Source organism: Micromonospora sp. NPDC047620, assembly GCF_043205005.1.
Lineage (GTDB): Bacteria > Actinomycetota > Actinomycetes > Mycobacteriales > Micromonosporaceae > Micromonospora.
In genome coordinates this window covers 170,886-196,768 of sequence record NZ_JBIDDG010000007.1, presented here as the reverse complement: position 1 = coordinate 196,768, position 25,883 = coordinate 170,886, and the positions used below count along the sequence as shown (strand labels likewise).

Annotated in this window: 27 protein-coding genes, 1 other RNA gene and 1 pseudogene; 12 read left to right on the top strand and 17 right to left on the bottom strand. The window is 70.4% G+C overall.

Annotated elements, in window-relative coordinates:
* Positions 1–32 precede the first annotated feature (32 nt).
* Positions 33–641, top strand: a complete 609-nt coding sequence (locus tag ACGF5C_RS10965) for a hypothetical protein (RefSeq protein WP_393299576.1) — start codon at positions 33–35, stop codon at positions 639–641.
* A gap of 66 nt (positions 642–707) precedes the next feature.
* Here ACGF5C_RS10965 and ACGF5C_RS10960 read toward each other — a convergent pair whose 3' ends face one another.
* From ACGF5C_RS10960 to glnA, 5 genes are all read right to left on the bottom strand, one after another.
* On the bottom strand, positions 708–1,082 hold the full coding sequence (locus ACGF5C_RS10960; protein ID WP_393299573.1) for a VOC family protein: 375 nt from the start codon (positions 1,080–1,082) through the stop codon (positions 708–710).
* Between the two features lie 43 nt (positions 1,083–1,125).
* Entirely contained in the window at positions 1,126–1,284 is a 159-nt protein-coding gene (locus tag ACGF5C_RS10955) for a hypothetical protein (RefSeq protein ID WP_393299570.1), read from the bottom strand.
* Between the two features lie 67 nt (positions 1,285–1,351).
* A complete protein-coding gene (locus ACGF5C_RS10950; RefSeq protein WP_393299567.1) occupies positions 1,352–2,047 on the bottom strand; it encodes a helix-turn-helix transcriptional regulator in 696 nt (231 codons plus the stop codon).
* 130 nt (positions 2,048–2,177) lie between these two features.
* Positions 2,178–2,603: a DUF350 domain-containing protein gene (locus ACGF5C_RS10945; RefSeq protein WP_357694490.1), complete on the bottom strand. Its 426-nt coding sequence runs from the start codon at positions 2,601–2,603 to the stop codon at positions 2,178–2,180.
* 91 nt (positions 2,604–2,694) lie between these two features.
* Positions 2,695–4,044, bottom strand: coding sequence for a type I glutamate--ammonia ligase (glnA, locus tag ACGF5C_RS10940; RefSeq protein WP_350707837.1), 1,350 nt, complete (start codon positions 4,042–4,044; stop codon positions 2,695–2,697).
* Between the two features lie 288 nt (positions 4,045–4,332).
* Between glnA and ACGF5C_RS10935 the strand changes: the two genes are divergently transcribed.
* Together ACGF5C_RS10935 and panB are read left to right on the top strand one after the other, a co-directional pair.
* Positions 4,333–6,093 carry an NAD+ synthase gene (locus tag ACGF5C_RS10935; RefSeq protein ID WP_393299563.1) on the top strand — a complete coding sequence of 587 codons (1,761 nt, stop codon included), beginning with the start codon at positions 4,333–4,335 and terminating at the stop codon, positions 6,091–6,093.
* 135 nt (positions 6,094–6,228) lie between these two features.
* The gene (gene panB / locus ACGF5C_RS10930) at positions 6,229–7,074 is read left to right on the top strand and encodes a 3-methyl-2-oxobutanoate hydroxymethyltransferase (RefSeq protein WP_393299560.1); all 846 of its coding nucleotides are present in this window, start codon (positions 6,229–6,231) and stop codon (positions 7,072–7,074) included.
* Positions 7,075–7,280: 206 nt separating this feature from the next.
* On the opposite strand, the gene npdG is transcribed toward panB, so the two are convergent.
* From npdG to ACGF5C_RS10910, 4 genes are all read right to left on the bottom strand, one after another.
* Positions 7,281–7,979 (bottom strand): NADPH-dependent F420 reductase, encoded by a 699-nt coding sequence (gene npdG / locus ACGF5C_RS10925; protein WP_393299557.1) that lies wholly within the window; start codon positions 7,977–7,979, stop codon positions 7,281–7,283.
* 266 nt (positions 7,980–8,245) lie between these two features.
* Positions 8,246–9,679: an RNB domain-containing ribonuclease gene (locus ACGF5C_RS10920; protein ID WP_393299555.1), complete on the bottom strand. Its 1,434-nt coding sequence runs from the start codon at positions 9,677–9,679 to the stop codon at positions 8,246–8,248.
* A 68-nt stretch (positions 9,680–9,747) separates the two neighbouring features.
* Positions 9,748–10,602: a histone gene (locus tag ACGF5C_RS10915; RefSeq protein ID WP_393299553.1), complete on the bottom strand. Its 855-nt coding sequence runs from the start codon at positions 10,600–10,602 to the stop codon at positions 9,748–9,750.
* Positions 10,603–10,678: 76 nt separating this feature from the next.
* The gene (locus tag ACGF5C_RS10910; protein WP_350707829.1) at positions 10,679–10,882 is read right to left on the bottom strand and encodes a hypothetical protein; all 204 of its coding nucleotides are present in this window, start codon (positions 10,880–10,882) and stop codon (positions 10,679–10,681) included.
* A 192-nt stretch (positions 10,883–11,074) separates the two neighbouring features.
* Between ACGF5C_RS10910 and ACGF5C_RS10905 the strand changes: the two genes are divergently transcribed.
* From ACGF5C_RS10905 to ACGF5C_RS10885, 5 genes are all read left to right on the top strand, one after another.
* Positions 11,075–11,518 carry a hypothetical protein gene (locus ACGF5C_RS10905; protein ID WP_393299550.1) on the top strand — a complete coding sequence of 148 codons (444 nt, stop codon included), beginning with the start codon at positions 11,075–11,077 and terminating at the stop codon, positions 11,516–11,518.
* 391 nt (positions 11,519–11,909) lie between these two features.
* The gene (locus tag ACGF5C_RS10900; RefSeq protein ID WP_393299548.1) at positions 11,910–12,083 is read left to right on the top strand and encodes a hypothetical protein; all 174 of its coding nucleotides are present in this window, start codon (positions 11,910–11,912) and stop codon (positions 12,081–12,083) included.
* A gap of 150 nt (positions 12,084–12,233) precedes the next feature.
* Positions 12,234–12,404 carry a hypothetical protein gene (locus ACGF5C_RS10895; protein WP_393299545.1) on the top strand — a complete coding sequence of 57 codons (171 nt, stop codon included), beginning with the start codon at positions 12,234–12,236 and terminating at the stop codon, positions 12,402–12,404.
* Positions 12,405–12,447: 43 nt separating this feature from the next.
* Positions 12,448–12,945, top strand: coding sequence for an NUDIX domain-containing protein (locus tag ACGF5C_RS10890; RefSeq protein ID WP_357694503.1), 498 nt, complete (start codon positions 12,448–12,450; stop codon positions 12,943–12,945).
* On the top strand, positions 12,938–13,795 hold the full coding sequence (locus tag ACGF5C_RS10885) for a nucleotidyltransferase domain-containing protein (protein ID WP_393299543.1): 858 nt from the start codon (positions 12,938–12,940) through the stop codon (positions 13,793–13,795). Before ACGF5C_RS10890 ends, ACGF5C_RS10885 begins: the two co-directional genes overlap by 8 nt.
* Here the strand turns inward: ACGF5C_RS10885 and ACGF5C_RS10880 are convergent.
* The 5 genes from ACGF5C_RS10880 to ACGF5C_RS10860 all read right to left on the bottom strand — a co-directional run bounded on the left by ACGF5C_RS10880 (position 13,785) and on the right by ACGF5C_RS10860 (position 19,885).
* Positions 13,785–14,651 (bottom strand): GyrI-like domain-containing protein, encoded by an 867-nt coding sequence (locus ACGF5C_RS10880; RefSeq protein WP_393299541.1) that lies wholly within the window; start codon positions 14,649–14,651, stop codon positions 13,785–13,787. The two genes, ACGF5C_RS10885 and ACGF5C_RS10880, sit on opposite strands and share 11 nt — an antisense overlap.
* Positions 14,652–14,867: 216 nt before the next feature.
* A complete protein-coding gene (locus tag ACGF5C_RS10875; RefSeq protein ID WP_393299540.1) occupies positions 14,868–16,214 on the bottom strand; it encodes an LPXTG cell wall anchor domain-containing protein in 1,347 nt (448 codons plus the stop codon).
* A gap of 304 nt (positions 16,215–16,518) precedes the next feature.
* Positions 16,519–17,928, bottom strand: a complete 1,410-nt coding sequence (locus ACGF5C_RS10870; protein ID WP_393299538.1) for a hypothetical protein — start codon at positions 17,926–17,928, stop codon at positions 16,519–16,521.
* Complete coding sequence (locus ACGF5C_RS10865) at positions 17,886–19,028, bottom strand: AAA family ATPase (protein WP_393299536.1); 1,143 nt, start codon at positions 19,026–19,028, stop codon at positions 17,886–17,888. The genes ACGF5C_RS10870 and ACGF5C_RS10865 overlap by 43 nt, the downstream gene beginning before the upstream one ends.
* A gap of 224 nt (positions 19,029–19,252) precedes the next feature.
* Positions 19,253–19,885 (bottom strand): tyrosine-type recombinase/integrase, encoded by a 633-nt coding sequence (locus ACGF5C_RS10860; RefSeq protein WP_393299534.1) that lies wholly within the window; start codon positions 19,883–19,885, stop codon positions 19,253–19,255.
* A gap of 132 nt (positions 19,886–20,017) precedes the next feature.
* Between ACGF5C_RS10860 and ACGF5C_RS10855 the strand changes: the two are divergent.
* Positions 20,018–20,506: pseudogene (locus tag ACGF5C_RS10855) on the top strand (GntR family transcriptional regulator); the annotation flags it as partial.
* The gene (locus tag ACGF5C_RS10850) at positions 20,503–21,192 is read left to right on the top strand and encodes an HAD family hydrolase (protein ID WP_393299531.1); all 690 of its coding nucleotides are present in this window, start codon (positions 20,503–20,505) and stop codon (positions 21,190–21,192) included. The pseudogene ACGF5C_RS10855 and the gene ACGF5C_RS10850, both read left to right, overlap by 4 nt.
* Before the next feature lie 251 nt (positions 21,193–21,443).
* Here the strand turns inward: ACGF5C_RS10850 and ACGF5C_RS10845 are convergent, their stop codons facing one another.
* Positions 21,444–22,367, bottom strand: a complete 924-nt coding sequence (locus tag ACGF5C_RS10845) for a hypothetical protein (RefSeq protein ID WP_393299528.1) — start codon at positions 22,365–22,367, stop codon at positions 21,444–21,446.
* 489 nt (positions 22,368–22,856) lie between these two features.
* Entirely contained in the window at positions 22,857–23,096 is a 240-nt protein-coding gene (locus ACGF5C_RS10840; RefSeq protein WP_393299525.1) for a hypothetical protein, read from the bottom strand.
* A 474-nt stretch (positions 23,097–23,570) separates the two neighbouring features.
* Between ACGF5C_RS10840 and ACGF5C_RS10835 the strand changes: the two genes are divergently transcribed.
* Positions 23,571–23,765: an AlpA family phage regulatory protein gene (locus tag ACGF5C_RS10835; protein ID WP_244164556.1), complete on the top strand. Its 195-nt coding sequence runs from the start codon at positions 23,571–23,573 to the stop codon at positions 23,763–23,765.
* A gap of 669 nt (positions 23,766–24,434) precedes the next feature.
* Here the strand turns inward: ACGF5C_RS10835 and rnpB are convergent.
* Positions 24,435–24,848: RNase P RNA component class A (gene rnpB / locus ACGF5C_RS10830), an RNA gene on the bottom strand.
* Between the two features lie 128 nt (positions 24,849–24,976).
* Here rnpB and ACGF5C_RS10825 point away from each other — a divergent pair.
* Positions 24,977–25,738 (top strand): sulfite exporter TauE/SafE family protein, encoded by a 762-nt coding sequence (locus ACGF5C_RS10825; protein WP_393263081.1) that lies wholly within the window; start codon positions 24,977–24,979, stop codon positions 25,736–25,738.
* Positions 25,739–25,883: the final 145 nt, after the last annotated feature.

Sequence of the window (25,883 nt, the reverse complement as noted above, 5' to 3'; positions counted from 1 at the left end):
TCGCACCACCCACCGACCCGATGGAGGACAGCATGTCCGGCACCATGAGGAAGAAGCACCTGCTGGCCGGCCTGGCCGCGGCCGGGGTACTCGGCGTGGGGATCGCGGCGCCGACGGTCGCGTTCGCCGCGGACGGCGGCACCTCGACGCCGAGCGGCAGCGGCAGCGAGAGCGGCAGCAGCAGCGGGCCGAGCGGCAGCAGCAGCGAGAGCGGCAGCGGCAGCGGGCCGAGCGGCAGCGGCAGCGGCAGCGGGCCGAGCGGCAGCGGCAGCGGCAGCGAGAGCGGCAGCGAGAGCGGCAGCAGCAGCGGGCCGAGCGGCAGCGGAAACGATGAGCGGCAGCAGCAGCGGGCCGAGCGGCAGGCGGAGTTCGCCGAGGCCCTGGCCAAGGAACTGGGCGTCTCCACCGACAAGGTGACCGCCGCGCTGGAGAAGGTGCGCGAGGCGCGGAAGCCGGCCGACCGGCCCGAGCGGGGTGACTCCGCCGACCGGCAGGCCGCGCTGAAGGAGCGCCTGGCGCAGGCGGTCGAGGACGGCAAGCTCACCCAGGAGCAGGCGGACGCCATCACCGCCGCCGCCGAGGCCGGCGTCCTTGCCGGCCCGGGCGGTCGCGGCGGGCACGGCGGCCCGGCCGGCAAGTGACCGTACGCCGTCCGCCCCGGCGACCTGCCGGGGCGGACGGCGGCGGCGCACGCTGCCGCGGGCGGCTCAGGCGCCCGGTGGCGGGGCGAAGACGCCGACGTGGTTGCCGGCCGGGTCCGCCAGGTGGGCGAAGGTGAGCCCGTTGTCGGTGGACTTCAGTGGCACCAGCACCTTGCCGCCGGCCGCCTCCGCGCGCCGGCAGGCGTCGGCCACGTCGGCCACCTGCACGTAGAAGATGGCGTAGTCGGGGCCCGCCCCGCCGGTGCCCCGGATCGCTCCGCCGATCCCCGCACCGACGCCACCCTCGGTCGTCCGGTACGGCGCTTCAGCCGTACCCTCCTCGGTGAAGCTCCAGCCGAACAGGTCGCCGTAGAACCGCTGGGCCTCGTCCGGCCGCTCGGCGCCGATCTCGAACCAGGTGACGGCGTTGCTGATGGTCATGTGTGGCCTCCCGTTCCCCGCGCCGGCCGGTCGACCGGCGCCGTCAGGAGAAAGCCTCGGCCCCGCCCGCGACACCGTCCTGTCGGTGTTTCTCCGGCAGTTCGGCCGGATTCCACACCAGCGGGCGCAGCCGTGGCACGAGATCCGGCCGCCGCTCGCCGTACCGGCGGTCGAAGTCGGCGTAGCTGAGCGCGTCGGGCACGTGGTGACCTCCTGCGGAAGTGTCCAGAAGGGACAGGATGCCCGCGGGAGGGCAGCGCTGCCCCGTCTCAGACCAGGCTGAGCCGGTGGATCCGGTCGTGCGGGATGTCGAGGTCGTCGACGGCCAGCTCACGCTCGGGGATCCGCTCGCCGAGGGTGGTCACCGAGGTGATCCGGTCGGTGCGGAAGGCCCGGATGCCGCCGCGCAGCCGGCACCAGGCCAGCAGGTACCAGTGCCGGGGGTTGCCGAGGAAGCCGAGCGGCTCCACGTCGCGCAGCGAGCCGGCGCCCGCCCGGTCGGCGTAGCGGATGCGCAGCACGCGCCGTGCGCGTACGGCGTCGGCGACCCCGGCCGGGACGGGCGTGACCGGCCCGTCGCCGATCAGGTGCACCCGCGCGGCCAGCCGGTGCGCCTCGGCGGCGTCGGCGGCCGGCATCACGGCGACCAGTTTGCGCAGCGCGGTGCCGGCCGCGGCGCCGAACGGCGTGCCGCGCATGCGGTGCAGCGCCACCGCCAGGGCGACGGCCTCTGCGGGGGTGAGGTTGACCGGCGGCAGGGTGCGCGCCCGGTCGAGCGCGTAGCCTCCGGTGCGGCCCGGCTCGGCCCAGATCGGCACGCCCGATTCCTGAAGGGCGCCGATGTCGCGCTCGATGGTGCGGGTGCTCACCTCGAAGCGCTCGGCGAGCCAGCGGGCGCTGCGCGGCCGGGGCGACACGGCGCGCAGCTCCTCCACCAGGGCGTAGAGACGGTCCGTCCGGTTCACCCCCGCAACCTACGACGAGGGTGCGACGCGACCGCTCCGCCCGCGGGCCCAGCTGTCGCCGTGCCCGCAGACCGTGGTCACGGAGCGGAGCGGGGCCACTCCGCTCCGGCAGGGTGCGGGAAGGACCGGCTCAGGCGATGCAGGCGCAGACGATCAGGGCGGCGCCGAAGTGGGTGGCGGCGCTGACCCGGGCCGCCGGGTGCGGCTCGTCGGAGCAGATGATCTCGCCGAGCTTGCCCGGGGTGAGCAGGTCCAGCACGAAGAACGCCAGCGCCATGATGGCCAGCCCGATCAGGCCGAAGAGGACCGTCGAGGCCAGCCCCTTGGCGAAGTCGCTGTAGCTGGTCAGGATCGCGGTGAACACGATCCCGGCGATGCCGAGTTGGTTGGCGGCGAGCAGCAGCGCGGCGTTGCCGTTGCGCCGCACCCAGATCAGCTCCCGCAGTTTGCCGGGAGTGAGCACGTCGACCAGCCCGAACCCGGCCGCCATCAGGGCCACCCCGACGACCCCGAACACGACGCTCTGCCAGGCTCCGCTGAGCAGATCCTCCAGCACCGACTGCCTCCCCGACCTCTGCGCCCGGCGGGGGTGCCGGCGCGGTGATCGAGACGATAGCGGCAGTACGCCAGTGGCGGCAGCCCCCGCCCTACAGCGACAGGTAGCGCTGCCGCTCGTAGGGGGTGACCTCGCGGCGGTACTGCTCCCACTCGGCCCGCTTGTTGCGCAGGAAGAAGTCGAAGACGTGCTCGCCGAGCACCTCGGCGACCAGCTCGGAGCCGGCCATCACGTCGATCGCCTCGGCCAGGTTCTCCGGCAGCGGCTCGTAGCCCATCGCCCGCCGCTCGGCGCTGGTCAGCGACCAGACGTCGTCCTCGGCGCCCGGCGGCAGCTCGTAGCCCTCCTCGATGCCCTTCATGCCGGCGCCGAGCAGCACCGCGAAGGCCAGGTAGGGGTTGGCCGCCGAGTCGGGTGAGCGGACCTCCACCCGGGCCGAGTTCGGCTTGCCGTAGGCGGGGACCCGGACCAGCGCCGACCGGTTGAGGTGACCCCAGCAGACGTACGCGGGGCTCTCGGTGACCCGGTCCGGCAGCGCCTGCGGGAAGAGCCGCTTGTAGGAGTTGACCCACTGGTTGGTGACGGCCGTGTACTCCCGGGCGTGCACCAGCAGCCCGGCGATGAACGCGCGGGCCACCTTGGAGAGCTTCATCGGGTCGCCGGCGTCGTGGAACGCGTTGCGCTCCCCCTCGAACAGCGACAGGTGGGTGTGCATGCCGCTGCCGGGCTGGTCGGTGAAGGGCTTCGGCATGAAGGTGGCCTGCACTCCGGTGGAGAGCGCGACCTCCTTCACCACGTGCCGGAAGGTCATGATGTTGTCGGCGGTGGTCAGCGCGTCGGCGTAGCGCAGGTCGATCTCCTGCTGGCCGGGGGCGACCTCGTGGTGGCTGAACTCCACCGAGATGCCGATCCGCTCCAGCGCCAGCACCGCCTGCCGGCGGAAGTCGCGGGCCACCGCGTGGGTGGTGTGCTCGAAGTAGCCGCCGGTGTCCACCGGGATCGGCACCGAGCCGTCCATCGGGCCGTTCTCCAGCAGGAAGAACTCGATCTCGGGGTGGGTGTAGAAGGTGAAGCCCTTCTCGGCCGCCTTGGACAGCGCCCGGCGCAGCACGTGCCGGGGGTCGGCCCAGGAGGGGCCGCCGTCGGGCAGCAGGATGTCGCAGAACATCCGGGCGCTCTCGCCGCTGACCCCGCCCTCGAACGGGAAGACCTGGAAGGTCGTCGGATCCGGCATGGCCACCATGTCGGACTCGAACACCCGGGCGAAGCCCTCGATCGCCGAGCCGTCGAACCCGATGCCCTCCTCGAAGGCCGCCTCCAGCTCGGCGGGGGCCACCGACACGCTCTTGAGCGTGCCCAGCACGTCGGTGAACCACAGCCGGACGAACCGGATGTCCCGCTCTTCCAGCGTACGGAGGACGAACTCCTGCTGACGGTCCACTTCCACCCCTCGCGACACTGTTGTCCGCCTTCGACCGGGGGCGACCCGGCCTGACCGACCAGTCTCCACCCGCCTCGTTACGCCGACGTTACGCGACCGGCCGGCGCGCGTCCCGCCCTGTCCGCGGCTCCCGTCCGACCGGCCGACGCCCGCCCGATGGGACAAGCCGCCGCCGTCGTCGCGTCGCCGCCGGGCCCGCCGCCGCCGTCCGGCAGCGCCCTGGGGCGGTGGCCGCCGTCTCGCCCCGCCCAGCGTGTCGGGCTCGGACGGCTGGGGCAAGATGAGGGCATGCCCACCCTGCGTCTCGCCCTGTGCCAGGTCAACCCGACCGTCGGCGACCTCGCCGGCAACGCCGGCCTGGTCCGTGACTGGACCCGCCGCGCCGCCGACGCCGGCGCCCAGCTCGTCGCGTTCCCCGAGATGGCGCTGACCGGCTATCCGGTCGAGGACCTGGTCTTCCGGCGGTCGTTCGTCGCCGCGTCGAAGGCCGCGCTGGAGCGGCTCGCCGCCGACCTCGCCGCGGACGGGCTGGGCGAGCTGCCGGTGCTGGTCGGCTACCTGGACGCCGACGGCCCGCCGCAGGTCAGCGGCGACGCGGAGCCGGGTCACGGCGCCCGCAACGCGGCCGCCCTGCTGCACCGGGGCGGCGTCGTGGCCACCTACTTCAAGCACCACCTGCCCAACTACGGGGTCTTCGACGAGGACCGATACTTCGTCCCCGGCGACGCGCTGACCGTCGTCCGGATCGGCGGGGTGGACGTGGCGCTGACCATCTGCGAGGACCTGTGGCAGGCCGGCGGCCCGTTCGCCGCCGCACGCCAGGCCGGCGTCGGCCTGGTCCTGAACATCAACGGTTCGCCGTACGAGCTGAACAAGGACGACATCCGGCTGCCGCTGGTGCGCCGCCGGGCCGCCGAGGCCGGGGCGACCATCGCGTACGTCAACATGATCGGCGGCCAGGACGAACTGGTCTTCGAGGGCGACTCCATGATCGTGACCGCCGACGGCACACTCCTCGCCCGGGCGCCGCAGTTCGTCGAGCACCTGCTGGTGCACGACGTCGAGCTGCCACCCGCCGGGGAGGCGGGCGGCGACGACCGGGCGCTGGCCGACGGGATGCGGGTGGTCCGCGCGGCGGTCGACGACATCCCGCCGCCGGCCGGCGGTCCCGTCGCCACCGGCGGCACCATCGCCCCCGTGGCCGACGAGGCCGAGGTGTGGCAGGCGCTCGTGCTCGGCCTGCGCGACTACGTCAACAAGAACCGGTTCCCGTCGGTGGTGCTCGGCCTCTCCGGCGGCATCGACTCGGCGGTGGCGGCCGCGCTGGCCGTCGACGCGCTCGGGGCCGACCGGGTGGTCGGCGTGTCGCTGCCCAGCCAGCACTCCTCGGAGCACAGCCGGGAGGACGCGGCGGAGCTGGCGAAGCGCACCGGGCTGGACTACCGGGTCGAGCCGATCCAGCCGATGGTGGACACCTTCCTGGCGAACATGTCGCTCTCCGGCGTGTCCGTGGAGAACCTCCAGGCGCGGGTCCGCGGGGTGATCCTCATGGCGCTGTCGAACCAGGAGGGCCACCTGGTGCTGACCACCGGCAACAAGAGCGAGCTGGCGGTCGGCTACTCCACCCTCTACGGCGACTCGGTCGGCGGCTTCAACCCCGTCAAGGACGTCTGGAAGACGCTGATCTGGCGGCTCGCGAAGTGGCGCAACGCCGACGCCGCCCGTCGGGGCGAGAGCCCGCCGATCCCGGAGAGCTCGATCGGCAAGCCGCCGAGCGCCGAGCTGAGCCCGGGCCAGTTGGACAGCGACACGCTGCCGGACTACGACGTGCTCGACCCGATCCTGATCGGCTACGTCGACGGCGACCTCGGCCGCGACGGGCTGGTCGCTTCCGGCCACGACCCGGCCGTCGTCGACCGGGTGCTGCGGATGGTGGATACCGCCGAGTACAAGCGGCGGCAGTCCGCGCCGGGCACGAAGATCTCGATGAAGGCGTTCGGGCGGGACCGCCGGCTGCCGATCACGAACCGGTGGCGCGAGGACGGCTGAGCCGTGCCACTCCCGGGCCGGCGTCGGCCCGGGAGTGACATCCTCCACTGAGCTCTGCCGCCGGCCGGTCGGGTGGTGCGACGATCGCGGCGGAACCCGGGGACCGCGCACGCGGCCTCGAGGAAGGAGAGAGTCATGGTGGAGTCCACCCCGTCCGAGGTGACCGCCCTCTACGGCGGCCCGGCCACCCGGCGGGTCCGCACCCGCGACCTGATCGCCGCCAAGGAGCGCGGCGAGCGGTGGCCGATGCTCACCTCGTACGACCAGTACACCGCCTCGATCTTCGACCAGGCCGGCATCCCGGTGCTGCTGGTCGGCGACTCGGCGGCGAACAACGTCTTCGGCTACGAGACGACGGTGCCGGTGACCGTCGAGGAGCTGCTGCCGCTGGTCCGCGCGGTGGTCCGGGCGACCCGGCATGCGCTGGTCGTCGGCGACCTGCCGTTCGGCTCGTACGAGGAGGGCCCGACGCAGGCGCTGCGCACGGCGGTGCGGTTCATGAAGGAGGGCGGCTGCCACGCGGTGAAGCTGGAGGGCGGCCGGCGCTGCGCCGCGCAGATCGCCGCGATCACCGGTGCCGGTATCCCGGTGGTGGCGCACATCGGTTTCACCCCGCAGAGCGAGCACGCCATCGGCGGCTACCGGGTCCAGGGGCGCGGCGACGCGGCCGACGACGTGATCGCCGACGCCCGTGCCGTGGCCGAGGCGGGCGCGTTCGCCGTGGTGCTGGAGATGGTGCCCGGCGAGGTGGCCAAGCGGATCACGGCAGAGCTGCCGATCCCGACCGTCGGCATCGGTGCCGGTCCGGACACCGACGCCCAGGTGCTGGTCTGGCAGGACATGGCCGGCCTGCGTGCCGGCAAGGCGCCCCGTTTCGTGAAGCGCTACGCCGACCTGGCAGGGACCCTCGCCGACGCGACCCGCCGCTTCGCCGACGAGGTCCGCGGCGGCGACTTCCCCGCCGCCGAGCACACCTTCTGACGCCGGTCAGCCGGTCCGGCGACGCACGGCGTCGCCGGACCGTGCCGGGTCGGGCTGGGCGGGTGGCCGGACGGTCCCCTCAGCCGGCGCCGGGAGCCGGCCGCGCAGAGCCCGGCCGGCAGCAAGGGCACAGTGGAGGGTCGCTGCCCGGGCAGACCCGACGCGGCTTCGCGGCACCGGCGAGGCTGGCCCCGCCCCGCCCGGTGTCAGAGGTCGGTGACCCGGATGCCCGCGTGCGCCTTGTAGCGCTTGTTGATGGCGATCAGGTTGGCGGTGAACGCCTCGATCTGGTGGGCGTTGCGCAGCCGGCCGGCGTAGATGCCGCGCATTCCGGGGATCCGGGCGGCAAGCGCGGCGACCACGCCGACCAGCTCCCGGTCCTCGGTGCAGATCAGCACGTCGAGGTCGATCCGGTCGATCTCCGGATCGGCCAGCAGCGGCGCGCTGACGTGGTTGAAGGCGGCGCAGACCCGGGAGTCGGGCAGCAGCCCGGCGGCCTGCTGGACGGCGCTGCCCTCCGGCACCGCGAGCGCGTACGGGCCCTGCTTGTCGAAGCCGAGCGGGTTGACACAGTCGATGACGATCTTGCCGGCGAGGGGCTCGGCGAGCGCGGCGACGGTGGCGGCGTGCCCGTCCCACGGCACCGCGATGACGACCACGTCGCTGAGCCGGGCCACCTCCTCGTTGCCGGCGCCCGTGACCTCGGCCCCGGCCGGGACGCCCGGCAGCGCCGCGATCTCCTCGGCGGACTGCGCGGCCCGCTCGGCGGACCGGGAGCCGATCAGCACCGTCTGGCCGGCCCGGGCGAACCGGTACGCGAGGCCCCGCCCCTGGTCGCCGGTGCCGCCGATGATGCCGACGGTCAGCCCGGACACGTCGGGCAGGGTGCTCGCGTCGTAAGCCATGCGGCCATCCTCGCAAACCCCGCCCGCCGGCAGCAGCGGCCGGCACTGTGACAAACCCCGCTGCCGCCCCCACGCTGACGGCCGCGCGAGGCGGGCGGCGGTGGCCGCCGGGCAGGCGGTGGCCGGCGGGCAGGCGGTGGCCGGCGCGCACGCGGCGCGGCAAACGGGCAGGCGGCGGCCGGCGCGCACGCGTCGCACACAAACGGGCAGGCGGCGGCCGGCGCGCGAACGAACCGGCGGCAGGCCGGGTCGGCGGGCCGGCGGCGTCAGGCCTGCTCGAAGGCGACCGAGCGGGCGACCGGGTCGGCGGTGACCAGCCGGACCCGGACCCGCTCCCCCAGCGGCAGCTCGCCCAGGCAGCGGGCCCGCACCGGCGGGTCGTCCAGCGCCACCGTGCCGCCGGGCCGACGACCCGGGCGGGCCCGGCCGTCCGGGGCCGCGTCGACGTCCAGCACCGCCGCGTCGAAGGTCTCCCCCACCCGGTGCTGGAGCAGCACCGCCTCGGCCAGCTCGATCGCGCCCCGGGTGGCCGCCGAGGCCGTCCGGTCGGTGGCGGCCATCACCTCGGGTAGCCGGGGCAGCGCCGCGCGGGCCCAGTCGGGCACCGGCCGGCCCTCGTGCAGGGCCAGGCAGACCTCCGTGGCGTACCGGTCGGCCAGGCGCCGCAAGGGCGCGGTGACATGGGCGTACGCGGCCGCGACCCCGCCGTGCTCCCGCTGCTCCGGCGGCGCGCCGTCGAAGGCGGTGTAGGCGGCGCCGCGCATCAGCTCGGCCGCCTGGTCGACGAAGGCCGCCGCCCGGGACTGCGCCGGGTCCAGCCCGGCGATCACCTCGCCGGGGCCGGCCCCGTCGGGCCAGTGCACGCCCAGCGGGGCGGCGGCGGCCCGCAGCCGCGCCACCGCCTCGGGCTTCGGCGCCGGCATCGTGCGCAGCAGGCCGATCCGCCCGGCCAGCATGATGTCGGCGGCGGCCATCCCGGTCAGCAGGGAGATCTGGGCGTTGTGCTCCTCCATCGGCACCGGCCCGCGCAGCACCAGCCGCCAGCCGTCTCCGTCGGCCTCCACGTCCTGCTCGGGCAGGGGCAGGTTGATCGCGCCCCGGCGCAGGCCGCGGGCCGTGAGCAGCGCCCCGATCTCGGGCAGCAGGGCGATCGGGTCGGGCAGCCGGCCGGCGTCGGCGGCCGCCTGGACGCCGACGTAGTCCAGCTGGGCCCGACTGCGGACCAGCGCCCGCTCCAGCGCGACCCCGACGGTGCCGCCGTCGGAGTCGAGGTCGACGGTCCACACCACGGCGGCGCGGTCGACGGCCGGTAGGAGGCTCGCCGCGCCCTCGCTGAGGGTCTCGGGGTGCAGCGGCACGGTCCCGTCGGGCAGGTAGACGGTCTGCCCGCGCCGCCAGGTCTCCTCCTCCAGCGCGCCGCCGGGGCGCACGTGCGCGGCCACGTCGGCGATCGCGTACGTCACCCGGTAGCCGCCGCCAGCGCGGCGGGCGAGGTGCATCGCCTGGTCGAGGTCGCGCGAGCCGGCGGGGTCGACGGTGACGAACGGGATGTCGGTGCGGTCGACGGCCGGCCGGGGCGGCGCCGCCGCCCCGTCGTCGGCCTCGCGCTGCGCCGCGGCCGGGAAACCCTCGGGCAGTCCCAGCTCGCGGCGCAGCGCGCCGAAGTCGATGCGGGGCGCGAGTACGCGTCGGATCACCACGGGGTCAATCCTGACAGTGTGGCGGGTGATCCGCTTCCCGGCGCGCGCCGGGAGCCGCGACGCCGGGATCAGCCGGTCGCCTTGCGCGCGCCCGCCCGCCCGGCGCGGGGCGCGGTGGCCCGGGCGGCGGTGACGCGGGCGGCGGTGGCCCGGGCCGGCGCCTTGCGGACGGTGACCTTCTTGGCTGGCGCCTTGACGGCGGTGGTCTTGGTCGGGGCCTTCTTCGCGGCCACCTTGCGGGTGGTGGCCGACGTCGCGGTCGCCTTCCTCGCCGGGGCCTTCTTCGCCACCGCCTTGCGGGCGCCGCCGGCGGGCCGGGTCGCGGCCGTCTTGCGGGCCGGCGTCGTCTTCGCGGCGGGGGCCTTCCTGGCCGGGGCCTTCGCCGCCGTCGTGGTCTTCTTTGGCGTCGTGGCGGCCTTCTTCGCCGCCGAGGTGGCCTTGCGGGCGGCGGCGCCCGTCCTGGCGGGAGCCTTCTTCGCCGGCGCGGTGGTCTTCTTCGCCGCGGTGGTGGCCTTCGTCGCCGCCTTCTTCGCGGGGGCCTTCTTCGCCGCGGCCGTCGTCCGCTTCGCTACCGCCGTCGTCCGCTTCGCCGCGGTGGGCGCCTTCTTCGCCGCGGCAGCCGTGGTCTTCTTCGCGGCGGCCGTGGTCTTCTTCGCCGCGGTGGTGGCCTTGGTCGCCGCCTTCTTCGCGGGAGCCTTCTTCGCCGCGGCGGCCGTCGTCTTCTTCGCCGCGGTCGTCTTCTTCGCGGGGGCCCGCCCGGCGCCGCCGGCGGCCTTGCTGGCCGGCGCCTTCTTCGCCGCGGTGGTCGAGGCGGTCGGCCGCGCGGTCCGGGTCGCGCCCGCAGAACGCTCCGCCGCGGCAGTCTTCCTGGCGGGCGTACGTCTGGCGGCCGGGCGGGTGGTGGCCTGCTGTGCTTCGGCCATCTCGGTTCCCTCCTTGGGGACGTGCTCTCGCCCTCGCAGAGCACGGGGTACCTCGACGCGGGCCGTCCCGCGCCGCCTATCTGTCCTCCCCGGCCCAGCGGGCGTCCTCGGCGTCCCACGCTTCGTTGCGCTCCCGCACCAGCTGCAGGGCGTTCTCCGCGTCGGCGGCTGAGGCGTACGGCCCGAGAACGTGCTTGGCGGGGCACACGTCGGCATCGGTCTCGACCCGGTGGTGTCGGGTGCACCAGTAGTAGTGCGCACCGCTTCCGCTGTCGCTCATGGGATCACTGTGCACCGCGAACCACCCGGCCGCCACCGGAACACCACAAGTCGCCGACGTTCTCCACAGTAGACGTGGTTCCGGGCGCAGGGGGCGGGAACTGCGAAAACACGGCGTCCGGGCCTCCCGGGGCCGCCCGGCGGGGGCCCGACGGGGCAGCCGCGGGCTGCACCGGTGTCGCACAATCCCCCCGTGCGACGCGGGGGAGGAACATCGGTGTGGCTGCGGCGCGGGCTGGCCGTCGCGGCGCTGGCGGCCGTGCTGGCCGTGATCGGGGTGGTCGCCGGGCTGCCGCTGCTGCGGGACCGGTCGCAGCAGCGGCTGGAGCAGCGGGCGGAGCGGGAGGTGACCGCGACCGCGCAGCTCGCCCGCGCGCGGCTGCTCGCCGACCCCGGGGCAGGGGAGTCGACGCTGCGGCAGGCGGCCGGCTCGGTGGCCGGGGTCGAGGTACTGACGGTGCGCGGCGACGGGCCGGCGTCCGCCCCGGCGGTCCGGCTGGTGTTCCGGGTCCGGGTGACCAAGACGGCGGCGTCCGTCTTCGGCTGGCAGCGGGCCGACGCGTCGGCCTGCTTCGCGCAGGTCGTGCACGCCGAGGCCGGCCCGGCCGCCCTCGAACGGCTGTCCTGCCCGGACTGACCGCCCGCGCGCCGCAGGTGCGGTCAACGCCGCCGCCCGTCGGCACCCGGGGCGGGCATCGGCTGAACAGCCGGTTCCGGTGGACGGTGACCGTCGGCAGGATCGGGCGTCGTGATCGAGACGACGTCCGGCACGCGGACGTGCCCCGGATGCGGCGCCGCCACGGTGTCGCTGGCCGAGGCCGTCCCCTGGTGCGCCGGCTGCGAGTGGAACCTCGACGCGTACGACGGCCGGCGGCGTGACCGCGAGTTCGGCTGGGTGTGGGTGGACCGGTGGACCTACCGGCTCGCGTTCCGGACGACCCGCAGCCAGTACGCCCGCCTGGTCGGGCGCCCGCTCGACGCGAACGGGCGGGGTGGCGCCGCGCTGCTGACCGCGGCGGGCGTCGCTGGTGCTGATCGGCGCGGTGGTCGCGCTCGCGGTCACCGGGGTCTGGCTGCTCGTGGCGTTCCCCTTCCCGAGCCTGTCCGTCCTGCTCGGCGTGGCGCTGCTCAGCCTGGCCGTCGCGCTGCGATGTCCGCCCGGGCCGCCGGGACGACGGGCGCGGTCGGCCTGCTGGACGTGATGCTCGCGATGGAGTCGACGGCGCGCGCCGTTACGCCGGGAGTCGCGGGCCGGGCACGGCGCGGACCGGTGGCGGACGGCGGCGGCCGAGGCCCGCGCGGCGGCCGAGGACCGGCTGCCGCTGCTGCGCCAGCTCTCCGTCCGCGACGAGGTGTCGCTGTTCTCCTCGCACCCGCCCGCCGGGCTGCGGCGGCGGATGCTGGAGAGCCGGCCCGCGCACGAGGCGGCGGTGGTGCTCACCGAGGAGCGGATGGCGCGCATCGACGCCGAACTGGCGAAGGAGTACGCCCGGGTCGCCCGGGCGATCAGCTGGGCGGGGTGACGCGGGGCGGGCCGCCGGCCGGAGTGCGGGTTAGGGTCGCCGGGTGGGCGCATCGGACTACATCCTGAGGATCCGCGAGCACGTCGGCCACAGCCTGCTCTGGCTGCCGAGCGTGAGCGCGGTGGTCCGCAACGACGCCGGCGAGCTGCTGCTCGGCAAGCGCGCCGACGACGGGCGCTGGTCGGTGGTCAGCGGCGTCGTCGAGCCCGGCGAGCAGCCGGCCACGGCCGTGGTCCGCGAGGTGCGGGAGGAGACCGGCCTGCACGTGGAGCCGGTGCGGCTGAGCAGCGTCCTCACCCACCCGCACACCTATCCCAACGGCGACCGCTGCGAATACCTGAACCTCGGCTTCGAGTGCCGGCTGCTGACCGGCACCGCGCGGGTCAACGACGACGAGTCGGTGTCCGTGGAGTGGTTCCCGCCGCACCGGCTGCCCGAACTGGACCGGCACGCCCGGCTGGTCCTCGCGTACGCCCTCGGCGCCGAGCAGGCCGCCTGGTTCCTGCCCGCCGGCACGGTGTGGACCGAGTCCGATGAGTGACCTCGACCCGGCCCTGCGCCGCTACCTCGCCGACCTGGTCGCCGCCGCCCGCGACGTGCTCGGCGACGACCTCGTCGGGGCGTACGCGGCCGGCTCGGTGGGGCTGGGCGCGTACCAGCCGGGGCGCAGCGACGTCGACGTGGCGCTGGTCTGCGCGGACGCCCTCGACCTGGCGCGCAGGCACGAGCTGGTGGCGCGGCTGCGGCACGAGGCGCTGCCCTGCCCGGCGCGCGGGCTGGAAATGGTCGTCTACCGCCGGGCGGTCGCCGCCTCCGGCACGCCGGAGCCCGGGTTCGAGGTCGAGCTGAACACCGGCGCGCGGATGGCGTTCCGGGCCACCTGGGCCGCCGCCGAGCGGGCGGCGGAGGACGGCCTGTTCTGGTACGGCCTGGATCGCAGCATCCTGCACCAGTGCGGGCACGCCCTGCTCGGGCCGCCGGCCGCCGAGACCTTCGCCGACCTCTCCCCCGCCGACCTGCGCCGCCTGCTGACCGACGCGCTGCGCTGGTGGCTGGCCCTGCCGACCCCGCCGGGCGACGGCCCCGCCCCCGGGGCCGAGGACGCGGTGCTCGGCGCGTGCCGGTCCCTGGTGAAGGTCCGCCACGGCGTCTGGCTGTCGAAGGTCGACGCCGGCCGCCGGCTGATCGCCGACGGCTGGCCGACCGAGCCGACCGCCGGAGGCTGGCCGGCCGACCCCGCCGACGGCCCGGCCGCCGTTGCGGCGGCCGGCGACGGCGGGCCCGCCGACCTGGTCGCGCGGTCGATCGCCGCGCGGGCGGGCGGGCCGCCGCCGAGCGGGCCGGAGGCACGGGCCTTCCAGCGCCGCGTCCTGGCCGAGGTCAGCGGCTGACCGGCTCCACCGGGATCCACAGCTCGGCCTCCGCCTCGGTGCCGTCCGCCGAGATCCGGGTACGGGAGATCTCCGGCCCCGGCCGGCTGCGGTACGGGTTGGACGGGAACCACTGGGTGAACACGTCCCGCCACAGGTACTGCACCGCCTGCGGGAACGCCCCGGAGGTCTCGAAGACCGCCCAGGTGCCCGCCGGCACCGTGACCGCGTCCAGGTCCTCCGGCGCGTCCGCGCCGGTCACCACGCCGTGCCAGTAGTCCAGCTCGGTGCCCTCCGCGCGGCCGTCGGCCACGTTGTCGCTGACGTTGACGATGCCCTGCGGCTCCTGGTCGGACAGTGCCTCGATCCGGCGTACCGTCTCCGGGTCGATGCCCCTGACGAAGGCGACGATCGCCGGGTTCATCCCCTCGTGCACGAGCGGTACCCGCGCCCTGCGGCCCACCAGCCGGAACTCCTCCTTGCGTACGATCCGGTATCGCATGCTGCTGCTCCCTTCGACGACGAGTCGGAAGGACATCCGGGGCTGGGAGCGGAGCGCCGCCCCCGTACGCCGGGCCTCGCCGGGCCCCACGCCGTGCACGGCCTGGAACGCCCGGGCGAACGCCTCGGTGGAGCTGTAGCCGTGGCGGACGGCGATGTCGAGCAGCGTCCGCTCCCCCGACAGCACCTCCGCGCCCGCGACCGTGAGGCGCCGGCGGCGGATGTACTCGGACAGGCCGACGCCCGCCAGCGCGGAGAAGATCCGCCGGAAGTGGTACTCCGACGTCACCGCGATCCGCGCCAGCTCGGCCACCTCGATCGGCTGGTCGAGGTGCCGCTCGATGTGCTCCATGGCCTGGTTGAGCCGTTCCAGCACCCGGTTCTCCTTCCCTGTTTTCCAGGGCAACGCTAGGCGCGCGGGAGGGTGCCCGACCCGACATGCTGTGCCCGGTGCGGTCGGGTGGGACGCCGTCGGGAGGCGGGCAGCCGCGAGAGCCGGCAGGCGGGCCTGCTGAGCGCCATCCGCCCGGTCGTCGTGACAACAGGAAACTCCGGGCACCGGTTGCGGTGCCCGGAGTGCCTGCCGTACCGATCAGACCTGGACGCCCGCCTTACGGCGGATCCGGCTGGCCCCGATCAGGAGACCGCCGGCGGCCAGCAGGCCACCACCCAGGGAGAGGGCCACTGCGGAGTTGTCGCCGGTGACCGGCAGCTCCTTGTCGTGCTTGCCGTGGTGCCGGTGGTCGTACTTGCCGCCCCGGATGCAGACGGTGACGGTGACCGGGTCGGAGACCACGACCCTGCCCTGGAAGGTGCCGCTCGCCCGGGCCGTGTTGACCACCTTCCCGTGCTTGACGTCGGCCTTGGTCACCACGTGCGGCTTGACGGCGTGGCAGTCGGTGCTCGTGCGCGGCGCCAGCGTGGTGTTGTTGCAGATCACCTCGCCGGCTGCCGGGTCTTCGACGCCGACGTTGGTGATGGTGGCGGTGCCGGTGTTGGCGACCCGGTAGGTGTAGAAGATCTTGTCGCCCTTGGCGGCGTGGCCGTCGTTCTCACACTTCTTGCTGCAGTCCGACTCGACCCGGGCCTTCTTGTCGATCGACAGGCCGACCTGCTTCGGCGGCGCGGGCTTGGTGGTCACGGTGAACGTGGCCTCGTTGGACGGCACCGTCTGCTCGAGGAACATCCCGAGGGCCTGCGCCGTGTTGACGATCTTGCCGTTCTTCACGTCGCTCTTCTTGACGGTGTACGTGCCGGTGCAGGTGGTGCTCTCCCCCGGCGTGAGCGACGTGTCCTCGCAGGTGATGCCGGTGACCGTGTTGTCGTCGATGGTGATGTCGGTGATCGGGTTGGTCGTGCCGGTGCTCTGGTTCGTCACCGTGTAGGTGTAGGTGATCACGTCACCGGCCTTGACACCCTGGGCGGGGGATCCGGTCTTGGTCAGGTGCAGCTTCGGGTTCACCCGCGGGTTCGACGCCGCGCAGGTGTTGCTGAGGACGAAGAAGTCCGCGGTTCCGGAGATCACCGCGGTGGCGCTGATGAGCGTCCAGCCGGCCGGGGTCCGGATCCATGCCTTGCTGGTGCCGATGTTGTTGACGATCGCGCTGTTCTGGTCGGTGGGGATCGTCCTCGTGACGTCGCCGGTCGGCGTGCTGAACGTCGCGGTGACCGTCTGGAAGGTGCCGCTGGTGTTCGGGTTGCCCGGCAGGTTGAAGACCCACACGTCCTCGTTCGCGAAGGGCCCGCCGCCGAGGTTGGGGTCGCAGTTCTGGGTGACCTGCGACGCCATCGTCGGCACGTTTTCCGGGTTGATGTTGATCGTCGACGCGGCGGCGGCCGGCGAGCCGCCCGCGAGCAACAGGGCACCGGCCAACAGCGCGAACGCCGCCAGCCGTGCGTAGATGCCGCCCCGTCTGCGCGGCGTAGAGGTCTTGCTCATGTAATTTCCCCCGTGGTGTGGATGGTTGACACCGGGGGCAACGAGGAGTACACGGGCACGTCGCGCCCAAAAAGCCGAAATCCCCCACAAGTTGGACATCCCAGGTATTTTCGCCGACGCGGGGTCATCGGCAAACCACTGACGGGAGATCCTGCCGCGCGGGCCGGCAACCACCGGTGATCGCGGCCGGTCTGGTGGGCGACGGACGAGTCGACCTGTACGCCGGATTATGAAGGCGAAGGCCTTGCTGACCTGGGATTGGGCCCGACGATGACAACTCTGGGCCGTCGCCAGGCCGTCATCCCTACCAGTAGATGGCCACCAACTCCGCGTCTAGAACCAGTTCATCGATGGGGTCGGGTTCCTCTAGGGCTTGCGGTGGAACCGAAACTCGCCCATCCAAAGTTAAGAGAGAATCAGTCATTGCCACAGACCTGAGCTGAGCTGCAACGAGCCGGTCAACCTCAACCGAATACATAGCCGAAAAGGCCTCTTCGACCGCTGCAAAGGCTCGCTTCCTAGCGTCATAGCTTTCGAACCCCAAGCAGTGCCCCTCTGCTAAGAGCTGAAAGACAGCAACTGCTTCAGACTCTATCGAGACGCCACAGTGCTCACCAAGAAAGTGGGCGTAAGCGATTAGAGCACTCTTCGCTAGCGTGGCCCGCCGTTCATCTTCAGAAGCCCCGGCCGACTTCTGTCCGAACATTCGACCCGTTTCCTCAACCCGCACGGCCAAGTCCGGCACAACATCGCGCAGAACGTCAACAAGCTTGACAGGCACCCACGTTTCCCCGACGCCATCATTGTTGAGCCTAGCGAGAACACGGAAGCGCTGCCCGGAGAAAAGAATTCGACGGACATCCTTCCAATAAAGCCGCTCTTCCGTAACGCCCACTAGATACAGCGGCCTTAGCGCATACCCCGGATCCGCAGGCAACAGTGCCGCAAGGTCGTGATGAACAATGACCCTCTTACCGTCAAGCTCAACGACACCGTAATCTGCGACGCGACAGCGAATCGGAATAAGCCCCACCAAAAGTTTATCTAGAAGGCGATTGACAGCAGCGACATTCTGAAGCTCAGGGAAAGAGCCATGCGGGAAGAGTTCAGGATTATCATTGATAATGCCCCACAACGTTGACATAACCGAGGTCATCTTGAAAATTGAGTGAGTCTCTAACTCAACCTCAAGCTCGACCAACTGCCCACGAAGCAGGTCCCCCGAGTCGGCGATCCAACCCTCACAACTCGAATCATTCACCCTTCCGAACAACTGCTGCCAGGAAGCTAGATTCGGCGGCTTTGCGCCCTGCAGAACGGGCTTCACCCGCAGCCGATCTTCTTCTCCCTGGTAAAGTTCCTTAAAAGCAGCCTGCACGGTGGATTTTCGGAGAACCTGCGAAGATTGCGTCTGGGAATGTTCCCGCTTGGCTGACAGCTCACCCTTGGCCACTCCCGCTTGGCCAATCAGCTTGCCAGCCCGCTCGTTCTTGAGCCCAGTCGTAGTCGTATCGGTGTACTCAGCAGCTAGGGCACCCTGCCTCGATGTCAAAAGACTATAAACGCTCACCTCATCCAGGTAAACGAACTCCCGCAGTGGAGTAGCAATAGCCCTGGCCGCCTTGATCCTGCGACGGCGGCGCGCATTCTGGATGCCACGAGAGAAAAAGCTCACGAGTTCACCGCCGAATTGACTTCCTTCTGGCGACGCCACGCCTCAACTCTCTCGAACCCGCCAATGTAATCTTCAGCGACGATGACATCTCGACCGTCAACAGCCGCAAGTAGAGCCGCTTCGGTCCAAATGCCGGCAAGGGCAGCTCCACTCCATCCTTCAGCGCGTCCGGCGATTAGGGCATGCGGGAGCGGGTCAACCTTACTAAGACCCCGCGATGACGCAGCAAGGATCTTCTCGCGATCCTCACGATTTGGCAGCGGAAAGTTAATCTCCCAATCAAACCTGCCCGGGCGCCGCAGGGCGACATCTATATCTTGAGGCCTGTTGGTTGTAGCAATTACCACTACATCGCTTTCGCGACTGAAGCCATCCATTAGCGTCAGCAGTTGAGCAACGAGGCGCTTGGACGCCTCATGAGCCTCTTCGTCACGCTTGCCCGCCACGCTATCAATCTCGTCGAAGAATATGATCGCACTCTCTTGCCGCTCCGCATGACTGAATATCTTCCGCAGCAACTCTTCGCTCTGACCGAACCATTTGCTAACAACTTCCGGCCCCTTGATTTGATAAAAGACGGCTTGCGCCTCTCGGGCTATGATCCGGGCGAGCATCGTCTTGCCCGTGCCAGGCTCCCCTGTAAACAGGACACCCTTTACCCGTCGAGCCTTAATCCTCTTCAGAAGTTCGCGATTCCTCAAGGGCGTCTCGATCAATTCGCGAGCACGATCGATCACTTCCTTAAGGCCACCAAAGTCCTCGAAGGACTGACTCACCGCATCATCAGGAACTATGAACCGCTCTATGGCACCATCGTCAACCTCCGGCAAATCAAGGAAACGCATCGGCTTTTCGTCTAAGACTCGGATGACACCATCAAGCGAGGCCTCTACCGTATTTCCCACAAAGTAGGAGACATCATTGGTAGGAATAATCCTGGTGCTTCCACCAAATTCCACAACAGTCACGTCGGGTTTTTTGATTCGAACCACCGCAACCCAAGGCTCCGGCTTCCATAGATCTTTTGGGGCAATCTCTATCTTGTCTCCCACGACGAGGATGACATCCCCCGCTTCGTAGTCGACCGGCTCCGGCGTCTCGATCCAACTCACCTGACCGTTGGGCGCCTCGATGAACACCCAACGCTCGTCCTCAACGCACCGAACACGGGCGGTCTGGCCCCACCCGCTAAAACGCTCCACTGTGGCCACGCTAGGAAGCCTAGACCTGCCGAGCAACGAGTCAGCGGCTCAGGCTACCCAGCGACCGACGCATGCAGAATTGATCAAGAAATCACGCCGACGGCACTCGTGGAAGCCAAGCAAGCAGGAATGCGCTGGGATCAACCCGTTGGCGCCTCTCACTACCTGAATAAGTCATCGATGACACGCCGAGTGCGCTCCTCACTGGCCGGCATCAGGTGCGTGTAGACCCGGAGCGTGAAACCGGGGTCAGCGTGTCCGAGGTACGACGCAAGGGCCTTGATGCTCTCCCCCGCGTCGAGCAGCGACGAGGCGTAGAAGTGGCGCAGCGCGTGCATCCCCGTCGCCCTGGTCGGCGTGATGCCGGCTGCCACGACAGCCGGTCGCCAGCTCTTGCCGTCGAAGGTATGCCGGTTGATCGCACCAAGCCGCGTGGTAGTGAACAGCAGCGGCACCGTGACCCGTTCATCGCTGGCTGGGTCTTCCCACGGCAGGGTGAGCGACACGGGGGCGAAGTTGTCGACGTGCTGCCGCAGCACCAGGGCGACGGAGTCGGGCAGCGGTATCCGACGATCACGATCGTTCTTGGGCAACCCGAAGACCAGCCGGGACCGGACTAACTTGACCTGACGCGAGACGTGCACCCAGCCCGCGTCGAAGTCGATGTCGTCGACGCCGAGCCCAAGAATCTCCCCCTGCCGCAGCCCGCACCCCGCGCCCAAGTCGACCATCGGTCGATACCGCTGGGCGAGGCCACTGCGGATTGCCGAGACCTGGTCGTACCGCCACGGCACCACCCGACGTTGAACCGGTCGCAGCTGGCCCCAGCGACCCGGGCCGTCGTCTTCGCCCACCTGCGGACCATCCTCGGCGCGGCTGTCGACGACGAGCGCATCGCCAAGAATCCGTGTTCGGCAAAGTCGGTCAAGCCGCCGATCGGGCGCCTCACCCCGGAGTCGATCCGGGTACGCGTCCTGATCTCCGACATGACATCACCGATGGCGATCCCCTGCCGCGCCGAGGACCAGGCCGACGACCCCGGCATCCGCGCCCGAGCCCGCCGCATCACCGACCGGTCGATCCACGCCCTCACCGACGCCGTCCAGGAACTTGCCGACCTCGGGTTGGTCAAGACCGCCACCACCGAGGTACGCGTCCACCGGGCCGCCCCGCTGTTCAAGCTGTTCATCATCAACGAGCAGGAAGCGTTCTTCGGCTTCTACCCGGTGGTCGAGCACACCGTCTCCGTCGACGGCAAGCCGATGGCGATCTACGACGCGATGGGCAAGGACGCGATCCTCTTCCCGTTCACGCCCAGCGACGAGGACGCCAGCAATGACGCCCTCTACGTCGAGCAGGCCCGCGCCTGGTTCGACAGCATGTGGGGCACCATCGCCCGCGAGTACGCCTCGTGACCGCCCCCGACCTCGCCAAGGTGATCGACCGCGCACGGGTGATTCTGCTCGACTTCGACGGCCCCGTGTGCAGCATCTTCGCCCAGCACTCCGCGTCGACCGTCGCCCACGAGTTGCGCCGGATGCTCGTCGACCAGGCCGTCACCCTGCCGCCCGAGATCCTGGCCGAACGTGACCCGCTCGCCGTGCTCCGCTTCACCGCCACCCTTGGACGCCCCGCCGTCGTCCGCCTGGTCGACGAGGCAATGACCCGCGAGGAAGTCACCGCGGCCCGCACCGCCGAGCCAACCCCGTACGGCCGGGAAGCCATCGTCGCCGCCCACCAGACCGGCCGCCGGATCGCCGTGGTGTCGAACAACTCGGCCGACTCCGTCCACGCCTACCTGAGCGCCCGCCGACTCACCTCGTACGTGCACCCGGTCATCGGCCGCCCCGAAGCCGCACCCGAGCGGATGAAGCCGGACCCGTTCCCTGTGCTCACAGCCGTACGGGAGCTGGGTGCGGAGCCGGCGGAATGCGTCCTGGTCGGTGACTCGGTCAGCGACATCGAGGCCGCCCACGCCGCCGGGGTCCCCGCCATCGGGTACGCCAACAAGCCCGGCAAGCGCGAGCGGTTCGCCGCCGCTGATGTCGTCATCGACAGCATGGCCGAACTGGTGACCGCCTTCGCCGTCGACGAGCTGTAGCACCACCACACCGCACACGAGCGCCCCGGGAGATCATCACCGGGGCGTTTCTCGTGTCACCAGTCGACGTGCGGCGTCCGGCCCGCGAAGGCCCTCAGGGGCTGTCGAAGCTGGATGCGTTCGGTCGTGCCGACGCAAGTAGCCGCGCTGCGGCCCTGTCACGGACACACTGAACAAAGTCCTACCGGGAGTGACCCGCCGTGCCGTCGGCCAGCACGCACGATCGGCGACATGAGAGTGTACGTGAATAATCATTTTGGAATTGCTGCAGTTCCATGCCCTAGCTGCGACGGCGGTCCCGCCTGCCTCAGGCGTCTAAATCCCTTTGGCAGCGATTCGTCGCGAACGGCGAGGAGGTACGAGGAAGTACTCGCTTGCCTCACTCCGCGCAATTCACCGACAGTTTGCATTGCAGATTGACCTATCCCGAATGCGAACCCGAGGCCAGTTGCCACTGTTGTAAGAATGTTATTGCCGCCAGCAAGTTCGCTGATTGCCGCAGCTGCAATCGGCGGCACTGCCGCTTGGGTGGATATAATTCCAAAAGATCCTTTCAGTCGACTTTGCTTAAGCGATTTCTGCAGTTCGACAATTCCAGGATAGACCTCCCGCTCATACTTGGAGGCTAAGATGTTTCGAAGGGCGTCACCGTCGATCGTGCCGGTCTCGGCCGACAAAAATGAGCCGGTGCTGACTTGCTGCATGTAATTCTGGAAAGCAACCAATTCGGCTCGGTGTTTGGATCTAATGTCTACGATCAGGTCCGCAGAGAGGCGATCGGAAGCAGTGGGCAGCACTGCACGCACGGAGGCCATGCCCAGCAAGCCTGACAGGTCTCCCCCTAGATCGGCGGGCGGCAACTGGCCATCTGGCCGGAGGAGTGCTTGACGTATGCTGTCACCCGTCCAGCTAAACGACCCCACCAGCGGGGAATGGTAGACGCTCATCGATTCCGCGAGATTGGCGCTGGAAAGGTGCCCCATAAGCATGCTGTAGTAGATTCGGCCGAGATTAGATGTCGTCCGCAATCGGTCCCACATGTGGTACACGTTCTTCTTGAAAGACCCGATACCTTCATCGATGACCGCCTCTCGAAGCGTGTCGGGGATAAAGTCGGTATAGATCCCGAACGCCTTCGCATTGTCTCTGGCGGGCCACGTTTCATCGAATTTCATTACCTCTCGAAGCTCGGGTCCCGATTGGCGCACAACGTCGACCAGTGGGGCTGCGGCTCGGCGCTTGTCGGCGCGTGAGAGTTGGACCTTACGAACTATCCCATGGTCTACGAGGCCATCAAAGAGCCTGTCGCACCTGGTGTGAGTGCGGGCCGGGAATCTGGGATACGTATACTCGTCTGATACCCCTGGAATGAGAACTACGAGCCGATCGAAATACAAGGCTGCCGACATCAAGGAATCCTCATTAACGTCGCGTTGCCTCATGAAACCTGTCACCATCCCTGAATTATAAGAAGTCAGGTCAACAGGGATTGGGTCGGCAAACTGCAATTCGGGGCCATCCTGCTGTCGCGCCTTAGCCGGCCGTAGAAGCTGCGAACCGATGAGTCGGATATGCGCCAGATGGCTTGCTAGGGCTTGACGTCTTGTGGCCATGACCATTCGATGCGGCCGCCATCGCCGGCAGCTCTCGGATTTATCTAGCCATTACTCATGCTGGTAGCCGTCTTGGTGATCTCGGCTGCCTGCGGGTCCGTGCAGCGAACTCACGCCTGCTTTGAAAACGTACAGCTCTCTGCGGGCTACGGCGTCGCCCTTTTCGTCTAGCTGGTAGCCGTCCAGCCACGTCCAGCCGTCGTAGGTGTGAAGATCCGTGCGGACCTTGATGAGGCGGAAGAAGATCGACCGTACGAACTGAGGGCCGGCCGCACGGGTCAGGTGCAGCACGTCACCAGCCTTTACGACGGTCCTTCCTGTCTCGCCAGGCGCGCAGGACTTTGCCAGCCGCCGCCAGGCGTGGGCATCCGTCGTCTGAGCACTCGGGGCAGGTGGCTCGGTTATGGAAGTCCACCAAGTTGCCGGCCCTTAAGACGGTGAATGGTGGCTCTGGTCGTCGCTCGGGGACTGGCATGGCTTACCTCTGGTCGAGGCGCGTCGCAGCGTTACTGAAACGCCAGAGTTCTGCCTTGGTCATCAGGGGCGGCTCTGGCGCGGAGACGACGGCTCGGCCAATCCACCTCGGTGGCTCTTGGCCGCGCCCGGATGGGGCTGGCTCGCCGGCCACGTAGTCAACAGGTGGGTCGGGGCGCTGGAACCACTTGAGCCTAGTCATGCGCAAAGGGTAGACGACTAGTGCGGACGTTAACTAGGCCTTAATCAACTTGGCGCACGCCTAGTCGGCATGTGCCTAGCGTCAACGTCATGGGCAGGAAGCTGCGGTTGGTGGGGTCGGGAGAGATCCGGACCATGCTCGGTGGTGTCTCGCGACAGCGCGTCTACCAGATCACCAACCGGCGCGACTTCCCTGAGCCGGTAGCCACGCTTCAGATGGGCAACGTCTGGCTTGCCGAAGACGTTGAGGCGTGGATCGCCGCCAAGCGCGGGGACCTGGACTAGCTCCGAGGTGACTGCGGCAGGATCCCCGGTGCCCCGTGTCCTGAGGACCATGTCAAACATCAGGTGGACGTAAGTGCCAAGCACATACCGGGCCACGACAACCCGACGCACTTTGTGATGCACTTGCGCTGCCGAATTGCTCTGTATTGGATCAAGGCACCGCGCTCCGCGCGGTGCGGGGCGGCAAGCCCGGCCGGCGGCAAGCCGCCCCGGCCGCCTACGGCGCCGGGGCGGTGAGCCACCGACAGCCGCCGGGACACCGCCCCATCGCAGGCAGAAACCAGCCTCAGAGAGGCCGTGACGGAAGCCAGCGGCTCGACCTGGTCGCGTGGTCGGGGCTTCCGGCTGCCGCGCCAGTCCAAACCCGGGACTGGCTTGCCACCGTGTCACCGGGTCGCGGCAGCAGCTCCACCGCCAGGACGTGCCCAGCCCCCACCTACCGCCGCCGGCAACGCACAGGAGCCCCCGCCAAGCCGCCCCGGAAGCCCTCACGACGGGACAGCACGGCAGGACGAGGGCGGTCCACTGATCCCCGCTCAGGCCGTCTCCAGGCCGTCCCAGGCCGTGGTTAGGCCGTCAAACGCCACCCAACGATGACCAAGGTCAACCAACGGCACCAGATAAAAGACCAGCTCAGAGCCTTGATCGAGGCTCTGAGCTGGTGGGCGACGGACGAGTCGACCTGTACGCCGGATTCTGTGACCGGCCCGCGCCCGAAGGCACGCGCCGGCGGCGGCCATCCATCTCGGCCTACCGTCGCCGGCAGGCTCCAGCGGCCTACCCGCAGACATCGGGCGGGCAGCCCTCAAGCGTCTGCGCGGGTCGTCATCCTGCGATGACGGCCCTTTCTTGGCCTTGCTCCGGGTGGGGTTTACCGAGCCACCCCGGTCACCCGGGGTGCTGGTGGGCTCTTACCCCACCGTTTCACCCTTACCGTCCCCGATGGGGTCGGCGGTCTGTTTTCTGTGGCACTGTCCCGCGGGTCACCCCGGGTTGCCGTTAGCAACCACCCTGCCCTGTGGAGTCCGGACGTTCCTCGGCGGCGGGCCGGAAGCCCGCCGACGCGACCGCCCGGTCGACTCGTCCGTCGCGCACTCATCCTAACGACGCGCACCCCGCGTCTATTGCCACCCCTTCCGGGAACAGGCGTCCACCACCCCGGGACACAGCAACCGGCGACCGGGCAGGGGACGTAATAGCCTCTGGGGACCATGGACCTCTCCGACGTCGCGCTGCTGCTCACCGCCGGTCTCGCCGCGGGCACGGTCAACGCGGTGGCCGGCGGGGGCTCGCTCATCACGTTCCCGGCGATGATCGCCGTGGGCCTGCCGCCGGTGCCGGCGAACGTGAGCAACTCGGTGGCCGTCTTCCCCGGGTACGTGGCGAGCGTGGCGGGCAGCCGGCAGGACCTGCCGCGCGGGCGGGCGCTGGCCACGCTCGTGCCCACCACGATCGTCGGCACGGTCGCCGGCGCGCTGCTGCTGCTGGCCACCCCGGCCAGGGCGTTCGAACTGGTCGTGCCCTTCCTGGTGCTCGGGGCGACGGCGGTGCTCGCCTTCCAGGACCCGCTGCGCCGGCTGGTCGGGCATCCGCGCGACCTGTCGCCGCGCCGCCGTACGGTCAGCGTGCAGGCCATGGTCGCGGTCGGTGCGGTGTACGGCGGCTACTTCGGCGCGGCGCTCGGGGTGATGCTGGTCGCCGGCCTGGCCCTGGTGCTGGACGCGACGCTGGCCCGGGTCAGCGCGATCAAGAATCTGCTCTCCGCCGCGGTCGGGTTGACCACGCTCGTGGTGTTCGCGCTGTTCGGCCCGGTGAACTGGGCGGCGGTCGCGCTGGTCGCCCCGGCGACGCTGGTCGGCGGGTACGCCGGCGCCCGGATCGTCCGCCGGCTGCCGCCGGTGGTGCTCAAGACCCTGATCGTGGTCTTCGGCTCGGTGATCGGCCTCTACCTGCTCTCGCGCGCCCTGCGCTGACCCGGACGCCCCGGGAGCGACGGGACCCGCCGCTGAGCGGACGGCCCGCCGCCTCGGTGCCCGGACGCCCGCTGGGCACCCGCCGGGCCGGCACCCGGAGGCGCGTCGCCCCCGGGCCGGTCACGACCCGGGGGCGAACGGGCTG